The 14,695-nt window shown below is 71.8% G+C and carries 14 protein-coding genes; 4 read left to right on the top strand and 10 right to left on the bottom strand.

Annotated features, from left to right (window positions below):
• Positions 1–7: 7 nt before the first annotated feature.
• The 3 genes from BFV98_RS14540 to BFV98_RS14550 are packed head-to-tail and all read right to left on the bottom strand — an operon-like array spanning position 8 to position 3,251.
• Positions 8–916: an ABC transporter permease gene (locus BFV98_RS14540; RefSeq protein ID WP_013284169.1), complete on the bottom strand. Its 909-nt coding sequence runs from the start codon at positions 914–916 to the stop codon at positions 8–10.
• Positions 913–2,070 carry an ABC transporter ATP-binding protein gene (locus BFV98_RS14545; RefSeq protein WP_013284168.1) on the bottom strand — a complete coding sequence of 386 codons (1,158 nt, stop codon included), beginning with the start codon at positions 2,068–2,070 and terminating at the stop codon, positions 913–915. The genes BFV98_RS14540 and BFV98_RS14545 overlap by 4 nt, the downstream gene beginning before the upstream one ends.
• On the bottom strand, positions 2,067–3,251 hold the full coding sequence (locus BFV98_RS14550) for a spermidine/putrescine ABC transporter substrate-binding protein (RefSeq protein WP_030271186.1): 1,185 nt from the start codon (positions 3,249–3,251) through the stop codon (positions 2,067–2,069). The genes BFV98_RS14545 and BFV98_RS14550 overlap by 4 nt, the downstream gene beginning before the upstream one ends.
• Before the next feature lie 205 nt (positions 3,252–3,456).
• On the opposite strand from BFV98_RS14550, the gene BFV98_RS14555 reads away from it, so the two are divergent.
• From BFV98_RS14555 to BFV98_RS14565, 3 genes are all read left to right on the top strand, one after another.
• A complete protein-coding gene (locus BFV98_RS14555; protein ID WP_013284166.1) occupies positions 3,457–3,969 on the top strand; it encodes an Lrp/AsnC family transcriptional regulator in 513 nt (170 codons plus the stop codon).
• Positions 3,970–4,117: 148 nt separating this feature from the next.
• Positions 4,118–5,464, top strand: coding sequence for an aspartate aminotransferase family protein (locus tag BFV98_RS14560; RefSeq protein WP_030271188.1), 1,347 nt, complete (start codon positions 4,118–4,120; stop codon positions 5,462–5,464).
• A gap of 5 nt (positions 5,465–5,469) precedes the next feature.
• A complete protein-coding gene (locus tag BFV98_RS14565; protein WP_071098888.1) occupies positions 5,470–6,849 on the top strand; it encodes an FAD-binding oxidoreductase in 1,380 nt (459 codons plus the stop codon).
• A 129-nt stretch (positions 6,850–6,978) separates the two neighbouring features.
• Here BFV98_RS14565 and BFV98_RS14570 read toward each other — a convergent pair whose 3' ends face one another.
• Positions 6,979–7,347, bottom strand: a complete 369-nt coding sequence (locus BFV98_RS14570; protein WP_013284163.1) for a DUF3499 domain-containing protein — start codon at positions 7,345–7,347, stop codon at positions 6,979–6,981.
• Positions 7,348–7,500: 153 nt separating this feature from the next.
• On the opposite strand from BFV98_RS14570, the gene BFV98_RS14575 reads away from it, so the two are divergent.
• Positions 7,501–7,950: a metallopeptidase family protein gene (locus BFV98_RS14575; RefSeq protein WP_018787548.1), complete on the top strand. Its 450-nt coding sequence runs from the start codon at positions 7,501–7,503 to the stop codon at positions 7,948–7,950.
• 98 nt (positions 7,951–8,048) lie between these two features.
• Here the strand turns inward: BFV98_RS14575 and BFV98_RS14580 are convergent, their stop codons facing one another.
• The 6 genes from BFV98_RS14580 to BFV98_RS14605 all read right to left on the bottom strand — a co-directional run bounded on the left by BFV98_RS14580 (position 8,049) and on the right by BFV98_RS14605 (position 14,650).
• A complete protein-coding gene (locus tag BFV98_RS14580; RefSeq protein WP_013284161.1) occupies positions 8,049–8,309 on the bottom strand; it encodes a WhiB family transcriptional regulator in 261 nt (86 codons plus the stop codon).
• 460 nt (positions 8,310–8,769) lie between these two features.
• A complete protein-coding gene (locus BFV98_RS14585) occupies positions 8,770–9,108 on the bottom strand; it encodes a hypothetical protein (protein ID WP_013284160.1) in 339 nt (112 codons plus the stop codon).
• A 13-nt stretch (positions 9,109–9,121) separates the two neighbouring features.
• Positions 9,122–10,519, bottom strand: coding sequence for a DUF4331 domain-containing protein (locus BFV98_RS14590; RefSeq protein ID WP_013284159.1), 1,398 nt, complete (start codon positions 10,517–10,519; stop codon positions 9,122–9,124).
• A gap of 71 nt (positions 10,520–10,590) precedes the next feature.
• Positions 10,591–10,884: a hypothetical protein gene (locus tag BFV98_RS14595; protein ID WP_071096699.1), complete on the bottom strand. Its 294-nt coding sequence runs from the start codon at positions 10,882–10,884 to the stop codon at positions 10,591–10,593.
• A gap of 150 nt (positions 10,885–11,034) precedes the next feature.
• Complete coding sequence (locus BFV98_RS14600) at positions 11,035–13,560, bottom strand: bifunctional FO biosynthesis protein CofGH (protein ID WP_071096701.1); 2,526 nt, start codon at positions 13,558–13,560, stop codon at positions 11,035–11,037.
• Between the two features lie 154 nt (positions 13,561–13,714).
• Positions 13,715–14,650: a hypothetical protein gene (locus tag BFV98_RS14605; protein WP_071096702.1), complete on the bottom strand. Its 936-nt coding sequence runs from the start codon at positions 14,648–14,650 to the stop codon at positions 13,715–13,717.
• Between the last annotated feature and the right edge of the window lie 45 nt (positions 14,651–14,695).

The following is a 14,695-nucleotide window of genomic DNA, read 5'->3' on the forward strand; positions in this document are numbered from 1 at the left end:
CTCGCGCTCACAGAACCTCCTCCGTGCCGGCCTTCCGCAGGTAGACGAAGACGATCGCCAGGATCGCGGCCATCAGCAGGAACGACAGCGCCGCGCCCTGCGGATAGTCCAGCCGGACCAGGAACGCCGAGTCGATGACGTTGCCGATCATGTACTCGTTCGGCGTACCGAGCAGCTCGGCGTTGATGTAGTCACCGGTGGCCGGGATGAAGAACAGCAGCGTGCCGGCGATCAGACCGGGCATCGACAGCGGCAGCGTGACCTTGGCGAACGCGCGCAGCGGGCTCGCGTACAGGTCGCTCGCCGCCTCCAGCAGCCGGGAATCGAGCCGCTCCAGGCTCGCGTACAGCGGCAGCACCAGGAACGGCAGGAAGTTGTACGTCAGGCCGAGCACAACGGCGATCGGGGTGGCGAGCAGCCGGCCGTCCGGGCCGAGCAGGTGCACGTCGCGCAGCAGCCCGACCAGCGCGCCGTTGTCCGACAGGATGGTCTTCCAGGCCAGCGTGCGCACCAGGAAGCTGGTGAACATCGGCGCGACCACCGCGACCAGCAGCAGGTTCTTCCACCGGCCGGCCTTCTGCGCGATCGCGTACGCCAGCGGATAGCCCATCAGCAACGCGAGCACCAGCGCGATGGCCGAGTAGAGGAACGACCGGGAGAACTGCGGCCAGTACGCCTGCAACGCGTCCGGGTAGTTGCTGAACGCCCAGGTCATGGCGTACCCGGTGGAGAGCGAGCCGGCCGGGTCGTAGAGGCTGGCCGAGGCGAGCTGCACCAGCGGGAGCGCGAAGAAGACGAGCAGCCAGACCGCGCCGGGCAGCAGCAACAGGTACGGCAGGAGGCGGCTGCGCCCGCGCCGCACCGGCGGCGGCACCGGCTTCCCGGCGGAGGTCGGTACGTGGGCCAGCGCGCTCATGCCGACGCACCCACCGGCGGCTCGTCGAGCAGCGGCGCGGTCTGGTCGTCCTCACCGGCGGCCCGGGGCAGCAGGAACGCGTGCCGCGGATCCCAGTGCGCGGTCACCGCCGTACCGACGGCGAGGCGGCCGCCCAGCCCGCTGTTCGCGGCGAACGCGGACAGCTCGCTGCCCCACGCGGTGCGCACCAGGTACTGGGTGCTCACCCCGACGTAGGAGGTGTCGGTGACGATGCCGCCGACGTGCTGGTGCCCGGCCGGCACCCCGTCCGGGCCGTCGGCCAGGTGCAGCTTCTCCGGACGTACGCCGAGGAAGGCCGGCCCGTCGGTGAGCCGGGCCCGCCCGGCGGGCACCGAGAAGCGCGAGCCGTGCGCCGTGACCAGCACGTCGTCGGCGGCGCGACCGCCGGCTTCGGCGGCGAGCAGGTTGGACTGGCCGAGGAAGTTCGCCACGAACGCGGTGGCCGGGTACTCGTAGATGTCGGCGGGCGCACCGAGTTGCTCGATCCGGCCGGCGTTCATCACCGCGACCGTGTCGGCCATCGTCATGGCCTCCTCCTGGTCGTGGGTGACGTGCACGAACGTGATGCCGACCTCGGTCTGGATCCGCTTCAGCTCGATCTGCATCTGCCGGCGCAGCTTGAGGTCGAGCGCGCCGAGCGGCTCGTCGAGCAACAGCACCTGCGGGTGGTTGATGAGCGCCCGGGCCAGCGCGACGCGCTGCTGCTGGCCGCCGGAGAGCTGGGCCGGGCGGCGCCGCCCGTACCCTTCGAGCTGCACCAGGGCGAGCATCCGCTCCACCTGGTCGCTCACCTTGCGGATGCCGCGGCGGCGCAGCCCGAACGCCACGTTCTCGTGGATGTCCAGGTGCGGGAAGAGGGCGTAGCTCTGGAAGACGGTGTTCACCGGCCGCTTGTACGGCCGCAGCCCGGCGATGTCCTGCTCGCCGAGCAGCACCTGCCCGCTCGTGGGCTGCTCCAGCCCGGCGATCATCCGCAGTGTGGTGGTCTTGCCGCAGCCGGACGCGCCGAGCAGGGCGAAGAACGAGCCCTGCGGGATGGTGAGGGTGAGGTCGTCGACGGCGGTGAAGACGCCGAACCGCTTGGTCAGGTCGACCAGTCGCAGGTCACCGGCCGGGGTCTGCTGCCCCTTCACGCGCCGATCACCTGCTGGAACTTGGTCTCGTACTCCTTCTCCTGCGCTTCGTCGAGCGCCATGAAGACCTTGGCCTTGGACAGCATCGTGTCGTCCGGGAAGATCAGCGGGTTGGTCGCCAGATCCGGGTCGATCTTCTCCATCTCGGCCTGCGCGCCCTGCACGGGGCAGATGTAGTTGACGTACGCGGCCAGCTTCGCCGCCACCGCCGGGTCGTAGTAGTGGTTCATCAACGCTTCGGCGTTGGCCTTGTGGGTGGCCTTGTTCGGCACCAGCATGTTGTCCGACCAGAGCATCACGCCGGACTCGGGCACCACGAACTTGATCTTGTCGTCCTCGAAGCCGAGCTGCACGACGTCGCCGGACCAGCCGATGCACGCGGCGATGTCGCCCTTGGCCAGGTCGGGCGCGTAGTCGTTGCCGGTGAACCGCCGGATCTGCTTGCTGTCCACCGCCTTCTTCAGCTTGTTCAGCGCGTCGTCGAACTGGGCCGGGGTGAACTTGGCCGGGTCGTGGCCGAGCGACTGGAGCAGCAGGCCGATGGTGTCGCGCATCTCCGACAGCACTGTCACCTTGCCCTTGAGATCGGGGCGGGTGAGCAGCTCGTCGACGGTGCGGATCTCCTTGGCGACCTTGGCGTTGTACGCGAGCCCGGCCAGCCCGGACTGCCACGGGACCGCGAGCTGGGTCTCGGCGTCGAAGGAGCGCCCGCGCAGCGACGACAGCAGGTTCGCCTCGACGTTGGGCATCTTCGACTTGTCGAGCTTCTGCACCCAGCCGAGGCGGATCATCCGGGCGGCCATCCAGTCGGTGAGCACCATGATGTCCCGGCCGGTGCTCTGACACCCGGCGAGCTGGTTGCGCACCTTGCCGAAGAACTCGTTGTTGTCGTTGACGTCCTCGGTGTACGTCACCTGGATGCCCGACGCGGCGACGAACGCATCGAGCGTGGGGCGCTTGGACTCGTCCTTCTCGTCGGTGTCCATGTACTGCGGCCAGTTCGAGAAGGCGACCTTCTTCTCGGTGGCGGACAGATCCTCGCTCTTGCAGCCGGCTTCGGTCTGCTGGGCGCCCTTGGTCCCGCAGCCGGCCAGGGTGCCCGCGGTGGCGAGCAGCGCGGCCGAGCCGACGGTCCCGGTGAGCAGACCACGCCGGGTGAGGGGCCGGAGGGGACTACGCATGTGACGACTCCTTGGGGGGCATCGTCGGCGGCGGGACGGGGGCGGCGCGCCGGCGGGAGGGTCAGTGGCGATGGACGACTGATCCTGACATGAGAAAACCTCTCTCACAAGGGATTCCGTTGCCGGAATAGCCAGTCGCCACGAAATACGCCAGACTGCGCGGGGCACTACGCTCAACACGGAGAATCGGACACGAGGAGCGTCGATGGTCAACCGGCACCAGGAGAACTCCAACGGCGCCCGCCGGGTCACGGTGCGTGAAGGAGCCAATCACGCTCTGCTCGACGACGTGGCCAAGCAGATCATCGAGCAGCTCCAGGAGGACGGGCGCCGTCCGTACGCGAGCATCGGCAAGGCGGTCGGCCTCTCCGAGGCGGCGGTACGCCAGCGGGTGCAACGGCTGCTCGACGCGGGCGTCATGCAGATCGTCGCGGTCACCGATCCGCTCCAGCTCGGCTTCCCCCGCCAGGCCATGATCGGGCTGCGCACCGACGGCGACCTGGAACCCGTCGCCGACCGGCTGGCCGAGTTCGAGGAGATCGACTACGTGGTGATCACCGCCGGCTCGTTCGACCTGCTGGCCGAGGTGGTCTGCCGCAACGACGCACACCTGCTGGAGATCCTCCAGAAGCTGCGCGGCGTGCCCGGGGTGCTCTCCACCGAGGCGTTCGTCTACCTGAAGCTGCGCAAGCAGACCTACAGCTGGGGCACCGCCTGATGCGGATTCCGTCGGCAGGAAAGTGATATGGCGCTGAATCCGTCGCGCTGAAGCTTGTTCGCTTGCCTTATCGGCATCGCCTGTGGGATAACCGTGGGCAGAGCGGCCGGTGTCACCCCTGACCGGCCCGAGACCCGATGGGGCTGACATGGCCAACGCCACCGACCATCTCTGGATGCACTTCACCCGCATGGCGAGCTACCCGGCCGGCGAGGTTCCGACAATCGTCCGGGGCGAGGGCGCGTACGTCTGGGACGCGCAGGGCCGCCGCTACCTGGACGGGCTGGCCGGGCTGTTCGTGGTGAACGCCGGTCACGGCCGCGCCGAGCTGGCCGAGGCCGCCGCCAAGCAGGCCGGCGAGCTGGCCTACTTCCCGCTCTGGTCGTACGCCCACCCGAAGGCCGTCGAGCTGGCCGAGAAGATCGCCACGCTCACGCCCGGCGACCTGAACCGGGTCTTCTTCACCACCGGCGGCTCCGAGGCCGTCGAGGCGGCGTGGAAGCTGGCCCGGGCCTACTTCAAGCGCACCGGCAAGCCCACCAAGCACAAGGTGGTCAGCCGCTACATCGCCTACCACGGCACCTCGATGGGCGCGCTGTCGATCACCGGCCTGCCCGGCATCAAGACCGACTTCGAGCCGCTGGTGCCCGGTGGCATCAAGGTGCCGAACACCAACTTCTACCGGGCCCCCGAGCACGGCGACGACGCCGAGGCGTTCGGCCGGTGGGCCGCCGACGAGATCGGCCGGGCGATCGAGCGGGAGGGGCCGGAGACGGTCGCCGCCGTCTTCCTGGAGCCGGTGCAGAACTCCGGCGGCTGCTTCCCGCCGCCGCCCGGCTACTTCGAGCGGGTACGCGAGATCTGCGACGCGTACGACGTGCTGCTCGTCAGCGACGAGGTGATCTGCTCCTGGGGCCGGCTCGGCGAGTACTTCGGCGCCGTCCGCTACGGCTACCAGCCGGACATCATCACCACCGCCAAGGGCATCACCTCCGGCTACGCCCCGCTCGGCGCGATGATCGCCAGCGAGCGGCTGATGGAGCCGTTCCTCACCGAGACCGGCATGTTCGCGCACGGGGTGACGTTCGGCGGCCACCCGGTCTCCTGCGCGGTCGCGCTGGCCAACCTGGAGGTGTTCGCCCGGGAGGACCTGATCGGGCACGTCCGGGCGAACGAGGGCGCGTTCCGGTCCACCCTGGAGAAGCTGCACGACCTGCCGATCGTCGGCGACGTCCGGGGCGACGGCTACTTCTACGGCATCGAGCTGGTGAAGGACAAGACGACCCGGGAGACGTTCGACGAGGCCGAGTCCGAGCGGCTCCTGCGCGGCTTCCTGTCCACAGCGCTGTTCGACGCCGGGCTCTACTGCCGGGCGGACGACCGGGGCGACCCGGTGGTGCAGCTCGCCCCGCCGCTGATCGCCGACCAGCAGCACTTCGACGAGATCGAGCAGATCCTGCGCGCGGTGCTGACCGAGGCGTGGTCCCGGCTCTGACGCCGATGACCGACTACCGGCATCTGTCGTACTGGCTGTCCGGCCTGGACGAGCCGCTGACACCGCGACCCGGGTTGCCCGGCGACACGGACGCCGACGTGGCGATCGTGGGCGCCGGGTACACCGGGCTGTGGACGGCCTGGTACCTGGCCGAGGCCGACCCCACGTTGCGCGTCGTCGTGCTGGAGCGGGAGATCGCCGGGTACGGCGCATCGGGGCGCAACGGCGGCTGGTGCTCGGCGCTGTTCCCCACCTCGCTGCCGGCGCTGGCCCGGCGGCACGGCCGGGACCGGGCACTGGCCATGCAGCGAGCCATGCACGCCACGGTCGCCGAGGTGGGGCGGGTCGCCGCCGCCGAGGGCATCGACTGCGACTGGCGGGCCGGCGGCACGGTGATGCTCGCGCGTGGCGAGGCCCAGCTCCAGCGGGCCCGCGCCGAGGTCGCCCAGGCCCACGCGCACGGGCTGACCGACGACGACCTGAGGCTGCTCGACGCCGCCGAGGCCGCCGCGCGCTGCGCCGCCGAGGGGGTACGCGGCGGCACGTACACCCCGCACTGCGCGGCCGTACACCCGGCGAAGCTGGTCCGGGGTCTGGCCCGGGCGGTGGAGCGCCGGGGCGTACGCATCCACGAGCGCACCCCGGTGACCGCGCTGCGGCCGGGCGCGGCGGTGACCCCGGCGGGCGTGGTCCGGGTGCCCGTGGTGGTGCGTGCGACGGAGGGCTACACGCCGGGGCTGCCAGGCCAGCGGCGGACCGTGGCGCCCGTCTACTCGCTGATGGTGGCCACCCCGCCGCTGCCCGAGGAGACGTGGGCGCGGATCGGGCTGGCGGAGCGGGAGACGTTCTCCGACTACCGGCACGTCATCGTGTACGGCCAGCGCACCGCCGACGGCCGGCTCGCGTTCGGCGGGCGGGGCGCGCCCTACCACTACGCCTCCCGGGTCCGGCAGGGCTTCGACCGGGAGCCACGGGTGTTCGCGGCGCTGCGCCGGGCGCTCGGGGAGCTGTTCCCGGTGCTCGGGCCGGACGTGCCGGTGACGCACGCCTGGGGCGGGCCGCTCGGCGTGGCCCGGGACTGGGCCGCGTCGGTGGGGCTGGACCGGCGTACCGGGCTGGCCTGGGCCGGCGGGTACGTCGGTGACGGCGTCGGCACCAGCAACCTCGCCGGGCGTACGCTCGCCGACCTGATCCGGGGCGTGGAGAGCGACCTCACGGCGCTGCCCTGGGTCGGGCACCGCTCCCCCCACTGGGAACCGGAGCCGCTGCGCTGGCTGGCCATGAACGCCGGCCTGCGGGTGATGTCCTCAGCCGACCAGAGCGAGCACCGCACCGCCCGCCCGTCCCGCCGAGCCGATCTCTTCAACCGCTTCCTCGGCCACTGACCGCGCCACCCATCCCGGCGCACACCCCGTTGATCATGAAGTTAGCGGCACTCAGGGAGATCGAAAACGCCGTCAACTTCATGATCGACCGGTGGAGGGCCGGGGCCCGCGGGCCTGAACGGCGGTCGGTCAGTGGTGGGGTGGGATGACCCGGAGGTGGCCCCGGCGGCCCTGCTGGGGGGTCTGGGGCTTGGCGGGCTCGTCCTCCGGAGGACGGGGCGGGGCGGGGCGTGCGGCCTCGCGTACCGCCTCGGCCAGCGCCACCAGGTCGTCGGTGGTGGGCGGCGGCGGCTCGAACTCGCCCTCGTGCCGCACCACGTCCCAGCCGCGCGGGGCGGTCAGGCTACGGGCGTGCGGCTCACACAGGTCGTACGTGTGCGGTTCGGCGAACGCCGCGAGCGGGCCCACCACCGCCGTCGACTCGTTGTAGACATAGGTCAATGTGGCGACCGCTTGCCGGGGGCAGCCGTTACGGGAGCAGCGCCGTGGTGACCTCACGGCGGCAGGGTATCCCCATTACCGGGTCCGGCGCACCGCTTCGCGTTACGACACGCCCGTCATGGTGATCACAATTCCTCCGATCGGCGCAGCGGCACGCCGGACGGCCGCGCGACGGCGGGTGGACCGCCGACCCGGGCTACCCTGTGCGTCATGACGAGCCCCCAGAACCGCCGCCCCGGCTCCGGCCGGCGCACCCACCGTGACCGGCACGGTCGCGGGCTGCGCGGGCGGCTGGTGCCGGCCACGGTGCCGCTGGCGCGGACGAAGGCCGAGGTCTTCGACGATCTGGTGCTCGACACGGTGGAGACGCTCGAACGCCGGTTCGCCAAGGAACTGGCCGGGGTGGAGTTCGCGGTCGAGGACGTCCCGCCGGATCTGAACGTCTACGACTCGGACGTGCTGGAGGACGGCGAGGTGCCGCTCGCCCGGCTGCTGCCCGGGCGGCCCGGCCGCCAGGAGGTGCCGCCGCGGATCGTGCTCTACCGGCGGCCGCTGGAGTTCCGCGCGATGGATCGCGAGGACCTCGCCGACCTGGTGCATGACGTGATCATCGAGCAGGTGGCGAATCTGCTCGGGGTCGACCCGGACGAGCTGGCCTGACCGGCTGACCGGACAGGCGCCGCCACCCGGCCGGACGCGCCGGCCGGACAGCGACCCGGGTCCGGGCGGCCCCCACCGCCCGTGGACCCGTACGTGGATCAGGCGGCGACCCGCCGCTTGAGCTTGCGCCGCTCCCGCTCGGAGAGGCCACCCCAGATCCCGAACCGCTCGTCGTGGCCGAGCGCGTACTCCAGGCATTCCGTCTTCACTTCGCACCGCGAGCAGATGCGCTTCGCCTCGCGGGTCGAGCCGCCCTTCTCGGGAAAGAACGCCTCCGGGTCGGTCTGCGAGCAGAGCGCTCGCTCCTGCCACTCCGGCGCGTTCCCGAGCAGGTCGGCCACCTCGAGCTGGCCGTCCATCGATTGCCTCCTTGTCGCGCACCGGCGTCATTCGCCGCTGCAACCCCCCACGCGAAAGGCGTGCCTGTCCGTACGGTCACCATTTGTTGCGTTCCGTGCGAACAACCCCATTCAAATTACACGCGTGTAATGCGTGCGCCGTCAAGCCAAACTTGATAATGGAGTCGCCCTCCCGACACGTCCGTGACGACCGCCGCGGTCGCCCGTAGCCTCGCAACCTGCCCTATCGATTCAGACCCCGGACGAGTAACGCCCTCCCCGGCGAGTTGCCGGAAGTTTTCTGCCGTGGCGCATCGCCGGCAGGCCGGCCGGACGCCCCCGCCGGCCGCTCGCACCAAGATCAGAATTGGTGGGGCAAAGGGTAACCCGCTTCCCGCTGTACCGCCCGTCGAGCCGTCCAACGCCGACCGCGCCCCGTCCATCATGTGGACCGGGCGCGGGTTCCGGCGCGACTGACGGATCAGTCCAAGCGGGCTGGTGAGCTGGTGGGCCAAACGAATTCGGCGATCGACCCACCGGTGACCGAGATTGCGCCGGCGGACGTACTCTCGTCCCACCAGACGGTATACACACCCGCCTCCAGATCCGGGTAGACGGCACTGTGGAACACCCCGTCCCGGACGTGCCGCTCGCGTACGGCGGAGTGGGTCCGCGGGCCGTCGAGGTCCACGCGGCTGATCTCGATCTCCCGGCCGTGCAGGTCCCGCCCGGTGTGGATGATCAGCGCGCCCCGGTCGCCGCCCAGGTCGAGCACGACGCTGCCGACCTCCGACGGGCCGAGATCGTGATGGTGTGACATTCGCCGGCTCCCGTCAGGACTTCTTCGCCTGCGGGTTGCCGAACCCGTCGTACGGCGTGCCGAGGAACGGGAAGTCGGCCAGGAACGGCGCTGTCACGTCGGCCGCGCTCAGGCCCGGTGTCACCGCCGCGGCGGCGGCGTCCGGCCGGAACGTCTTGTCGACGAGCGGCACGGTCAGCCCGGCGATGGCGCGCAGCGCGATCGTCACCACGTCGTCGGCGGGACGGCGGCCGTTGGGGAAGCCGGCCAGGTCGCCGCCGAGCACGCCGAACCGGTCCGGTTTGCGGCTGGGCCGGATCGCCGTGTTCAGCCGCAGCATGTCCGCCTGGACGTCACCGGTGGTGTTGGCGAAGCCGTCGATCAGTCCGGCCGGGACGCCGGTGAGCAGGATCGCCACCAGGTCGGCACGCGGCTTCTTGGACTTGTTGAGCGCGTCCAGATTGGGGAACACACCCGGGTAGAGCGCCGGCAGCAGCCCGGCCAGCTCGGGCCGCTCCACGAACCCGGCGAACCGCTTGTCCTCCGACGGCGGCAGCGTGTTCCAGACGTCCTTCCTGGACATCGGCACGATGACCTCGTTGAACAACGGGTTACCGAGCCGCGACACCTGCGTGAAGGGTCCGGCGGCGGTGTCAGCGGCGACCCGGTCACCCAGCACCCGCACCTGCTGGCGGGACGCACTGGTCCAGACCCCGATGGTCGAGGCGCGGTCGGCGTAGCCGTAGCGGGCCGCCTTGCGGCGTACCTGGTTGAGCGGCACCTGCACGGCGAGACTGTGCACGTTGAGCCGGTCCAGCGCGTTCACCGGCTCGCCCTCGTCCCGGAACAGCTTCTTGCCGGCGACGTGCAGCTGCTGGAACGGCCGCAGCGTACCCAGGTCGAACACCGCGCCCAGGTCGACGAAGAAGCCGTCGGCCCGCTGCCCGGCGAACACCTTCTCACCGGTGGACAGCTTGAACGTCGCCTGCCGGACCAGGTTCTGGTAGTTCGGCGTGGACAGCGGCCCGACGTTGCACGGCGGGCAGGGCAGTTTGTGCGCCAGCACACGCGCGCGGCCGTCGGCGATCCGGGTCAGCCGGTAGAACTGCCGCCGGTTCCAGTTCTTGCTCTCCAGCGACTCGATCGGCCCGGTGTTGTAGAGAAAACTGTTCTGGTTCGTGATCTCGGTAGTGAATTCGAAACGATAGGTGACGTCCGGATAACCGTCGCCGTCGTTGTCGATGTGAATCTCGTACCGGACGTCGTCACCGAACTCGAAGAAGTTCGGGCCGCCGGACGGGAGCTGCACCGGCACGTAGTTGGCGATCAACGTGACCGTGTCCGGCTGGCTCGGCGTGACGAACGCGTACAGGTCGGAACTGTCGGCGACCGGATCCTTGGCGATCTCCGGGGCCTCGCGGTGAGAGGACATGGCGGACGCACCTTCGTCGGGGGAACGGAAGTCGGAACCGGCGCCGGGAGCCCGCGCCGGTGGAGGGTGGATCAGCGCCGGCCGGCGGCGCGCACCAGGCGGTCGGCCAGGCCGCGGTCGCGTACCTCGACCCGGGTGGTGCCGACGAAGACGTCCATGACGCCGGTGGCGGCGTCGCGGAGGTGGACCACGATCGGCTCGTCGCGCCGGCTCGCCGTGGGGGCGTTCTGGGCGGCGGACAGGCCCGGCACGGTGAGGGCGGCGGCGCCCAGTGTCGCGCTCGCCGCGGCGGTGAGCGTCTGCCTGCGGGTCAATCGCGGCCAGGTCCGCCGTTTCGGCGCGTCGGTGGTCTCGTCAGTGCTCATCGGCAACCTTTCCGGACCGGCGCCGCAGCGCCGCAGCGGGCCGGGCGCCCGGACACCGCCGGGCCCCGGTTCGGGGTCACCGGCGGCGGTCCTCGCCGAAACCGCCGCCGGCATCCACAGGTACGGCGCGCGGCGGGGAAAGGTTCGACCTCAGGCGCGGGCGTGACCGTACGCGGTCGTCCGCTTGCGGAACGGCCGCCCCGCGGCGGTGGCGATGGCCCGCAACTGCTCCTCGGTACGGGCCGACCCGTTGCCCGAGCCGGCCATCCGGGAGATCGTCTCCTCCATCAGCGTGCCGCCGAGGTCGTTGCAGCCGCCGCGCAGCATCTCCACTGTGCCTTCGTCGCCGAGCTTCACCCAGGAGCACTGGATGTTGTCGATCCGGCCGTGCAGCAGCAGGCGGGCCATCGCGTGCACCACCCGGTTCTCCCGCCAGGTCGGGCCCGGGCGGGCGATGCCGGCCAGGTAGATGGGCGCGTTGGTGTGCACGAACGGCAGCGCCACGAACTCGGTGAACCCGCCGGTACGGTCCTGCACGCCGGCCAGCACCCGGAAGTGGGCGAGCCACTGGCCCGGGTGGTCCACGTGGCCGTACATCATCGTGGAGCTGGACCGGATGCCCAGCTCGTGCGCCGTGCTCACCACGTCGACCCAGGCGGAGGCCGGCAGTTTGCCCTTGGTGAGCACCCAGCGCACGTCGTCGTCGAGGATCTCGGCGGCGGTGCCCGGAATGGTGTCCAGCCCGGCCTCGCGGAGCTGGAGCAGCCACTCCCGCACCGGCACGCCGGCCTTCGCGGCGGCGGTGACGATCTCCATCGGGGAGAACGCGTGCACGTGCATGTCCGGCACCCGCGCCTTGATCGCGCGGACGATGTCGGCGTACCCGGTCACCGGCATCTTCGGGTCGATGCCGCCCTGGAGGCAGACCTCGGTCGCGCCGGCCGTCCACGCCTCCTCGGCCCGGTCGGCGACCTGCTCCAGCGAGAGCCGGAACGCGTCGGCGTCGCTCTCCCGCTGGGCGAACGCGCAGAACCGGCAGCCCACGTAGCAGACGTTCGTGAAATTGATGTTGCGGTTGACCACGTAGGTCACGTCGTCGCCGACCGCGTCCCGGCGCGCGTCGTCGGCCAGCCGGCACAGCTCGTCGAGCGCCGGGCCGTCCGCGCCGAACAGCGCCAGCGCCTTCGCCTCGTGCGCCGGAGTCAGCAGCGCGGCCGGGTCGTCAGCGGCGAGCCGCAGGCCCGCGCGCAGGTCGGCGTCCGCGCCACCACCCACTGGTACGCCGGCGCGCGCCTCCGGCGCCACCTTGCCGGCCACCTCGGCCCAGTCGCCGTACACGCTGTCGAAGTCGCCCCGCCGGTCGTCGGTCCGGCCGGTGACGTCGATGGTGACGTGCAGGTCGGTCCGGCCGCCGTAGCCCGACTCCGGCTCCTGCCAGGGCCGTCCCTCCGGGCGGGCCACCTCGACCGCGAGCCCGGTGGCCGGGTCGGCGAGCGCTGTGACGTGCGGCAGCAGGCGCGGATCGAGCCACGGCTCGCCCGCCCGGACGTACTCCGGGTAGACGGTCAGCCGCTCGCGCAGCGTGAACCCGGCACTCACGGTACGCGCCGCCAGCTCGTCCAGGTGCGGCCAGGGCCGCTCCGGGTTGACGTGGTCGGGCGTGACCGGGGAGACGCCGCCCCAGTCGTCGATGCCGGCGCGCAGCAGCAGGTCGTACTCGCCCGCGATGAGGTTCGGCGGGGCCTGGATGCGGGCCTTCGGGCCGAGCAGCACCCGGGCCACCGCCACTGTGGCGGCCAGGTCGTGCAGCTCGGCGTCGGGCATGCCGCGCATCGCGGTGTCCGGCTTGGCGCGGAAGTTCTGCACGATCACCTCCTGGAGGTGGCCGTACTCCCGCATCGCCCGGCGGATCGCGAAGATCGCGTCGACCCGCTCGGCCCGGTTCTCGCCGATGCCGATCAGGATTCCCGTGGTGAACGGCACCCCGACCCGGCCGGCGTCGTCGAGCACCCGCAGGCGTACCGCGGGTTCCTTGTCCGGTGAGCCGAAGTGCGGGCCGCCCGGTTCGGACCAGAGCCGGGTGGCGGTGGTCTCCAGCATCATGCCCATGCTCGGCGCGACCGGCTTGAGCCGCTGCAACTCCGACCAGGTGAGCACGCCCGGATTGAGGTGGGGCAGCAGGCCGGTCTCCTCCAGCACCGCCACCGCGCAGGCGCGCAGGTAGTCCAGCGTCGAGTCGTACCCCCGCTCGTCCAGCCACCGGCGGGCCGCCGGCCACCGCTCCTCGGGCCGGTCGCCGAGCGTGAACAGCGCCTCCTTGCAGCCCTGCGCGGCGCCCTCGCGGGCGATCGCCAGCACCTCGTCGCGTTCCAGGTAGGCGGCGGGCAGCCGGTGCGGCACGGTGGCGAACGTGCAGTAGTGGCAGCGGTCCCGGCAGAGCCGGGTGAGCGGGATGAAGACCTTCTTCGAGTACGTCACCACGCCCGGCCGCCCGGCGTCGCGCAGCCCGGCGTCGCGGATGTCGGAGGCGATCCGGAGCAGCTCGTCGAGCATCGGCCCGCGAGCGGCGAGCAGCGCGCCCGCCTCGCCGGCGTCGAGCGCCCGGCCGGTGGCGGCCCGCCCCAGTGCCCGCCGGATGCTCGCCTCGGTCGGTTCGGGGTCGCTGCGATCAACCATCCGCCCAGCCTAAGCGCTGCCGGACGGCCGGATGCCCGCCCCCGGCCGCGGTCCGGGCACCGGGACGACCCGGGTGAGCTGCCGCACAGCGGCGGGCGACGGTGGCGGCCCAGGTGGCGGCGGGCGACGATCTCCGTCGCCCGCCGCGCGGGGCTCAGCGAGGCTGGTTCGGGTCCTCGCGGTCGAACCGCTGGGTGCGCTCGTCGTCGGCGGCCGGCGACGGCGCCCCCGGCTCGGCGGACTGGCGCGGGATCGCCTGCGTCGGGTCGGCCGACGGCGGCTGGCCGAACGGCGGCACGGGGTGCGGCGAGCCGTACTGCGGCGCCTGCTGCGGCCCGGCGAACGGGACACCGGACTGCGGGTCGGCGGACGGCGGACCGGAGTGCGGAGCGTGCGGCGGGGCGGTGTTGAACGGCGGCGCCGACTGCGGCTGGCCGTACGGGCCGGGCTGCTGCGGCCAGCCGGGCGGGGGCGAGCCGGCCTGCGGGTAGCCCTGGCCGGGCTGCTGCGGGTAGCCGCCCGGACCGGGGTAGCCGCCGGGCTGACCCGGCTGCTGCGGCCAGCCGGGCTGGGCCTGGCCGTACACGCCCGGCTGCGGCTTGGGCTTCGGCACGTAGTAGAGCGTGCGCCAGATCTTGAACACCACGAACGCGGCGACCGCGAAGATCGCCAGCCACGCCGCACGGGTCAGCAGGCCGAGGAACGCGTCCAGCACCTCGCCGTCGGCGAGCCGGCCGACCAGCCAGATCAGGAACGTCAGCGCGCCGAACACGGCGGACACGGCGTACTCGACGAGCGCCACCTGCGTGATCAGCTTGGCCTTCGGCACGACCGGGAGGATCACTGTGGCGATCAGGACGGCGAGCACCGGCAGGACCGTCGACTCCAGGCCGATGAATGTGAAATACGTGCTCCCGGCCCGGCCGGTGGACGTGCTGTAGTCGTCGATCGGCAGCAGGCGCAGCAGGCCGACGAAGAGCAGCACGGCGTTGGCGCCGAGAAGGACGAGCGCGGCCAGTTCGCGCAACGGCTTGATCAACTGGCTGGCCTGCGCGGCGTCGCCGGACGCGGGCTCGGCGGGGCTGGTCACGGACTCCCCCAGGGGACGAAAGCGGACAGTTGCCGAAGTGAGCGT

Source organism: Micromonospora sp. WMMB235, assembly GCF_001855515.1.
Lineage (GTDB): Bacteria > Actinomycetota > Actinomycetes > Mycobacteriales > Micromonosporaceae > Micromonospora > Micromonospora aurantiaca.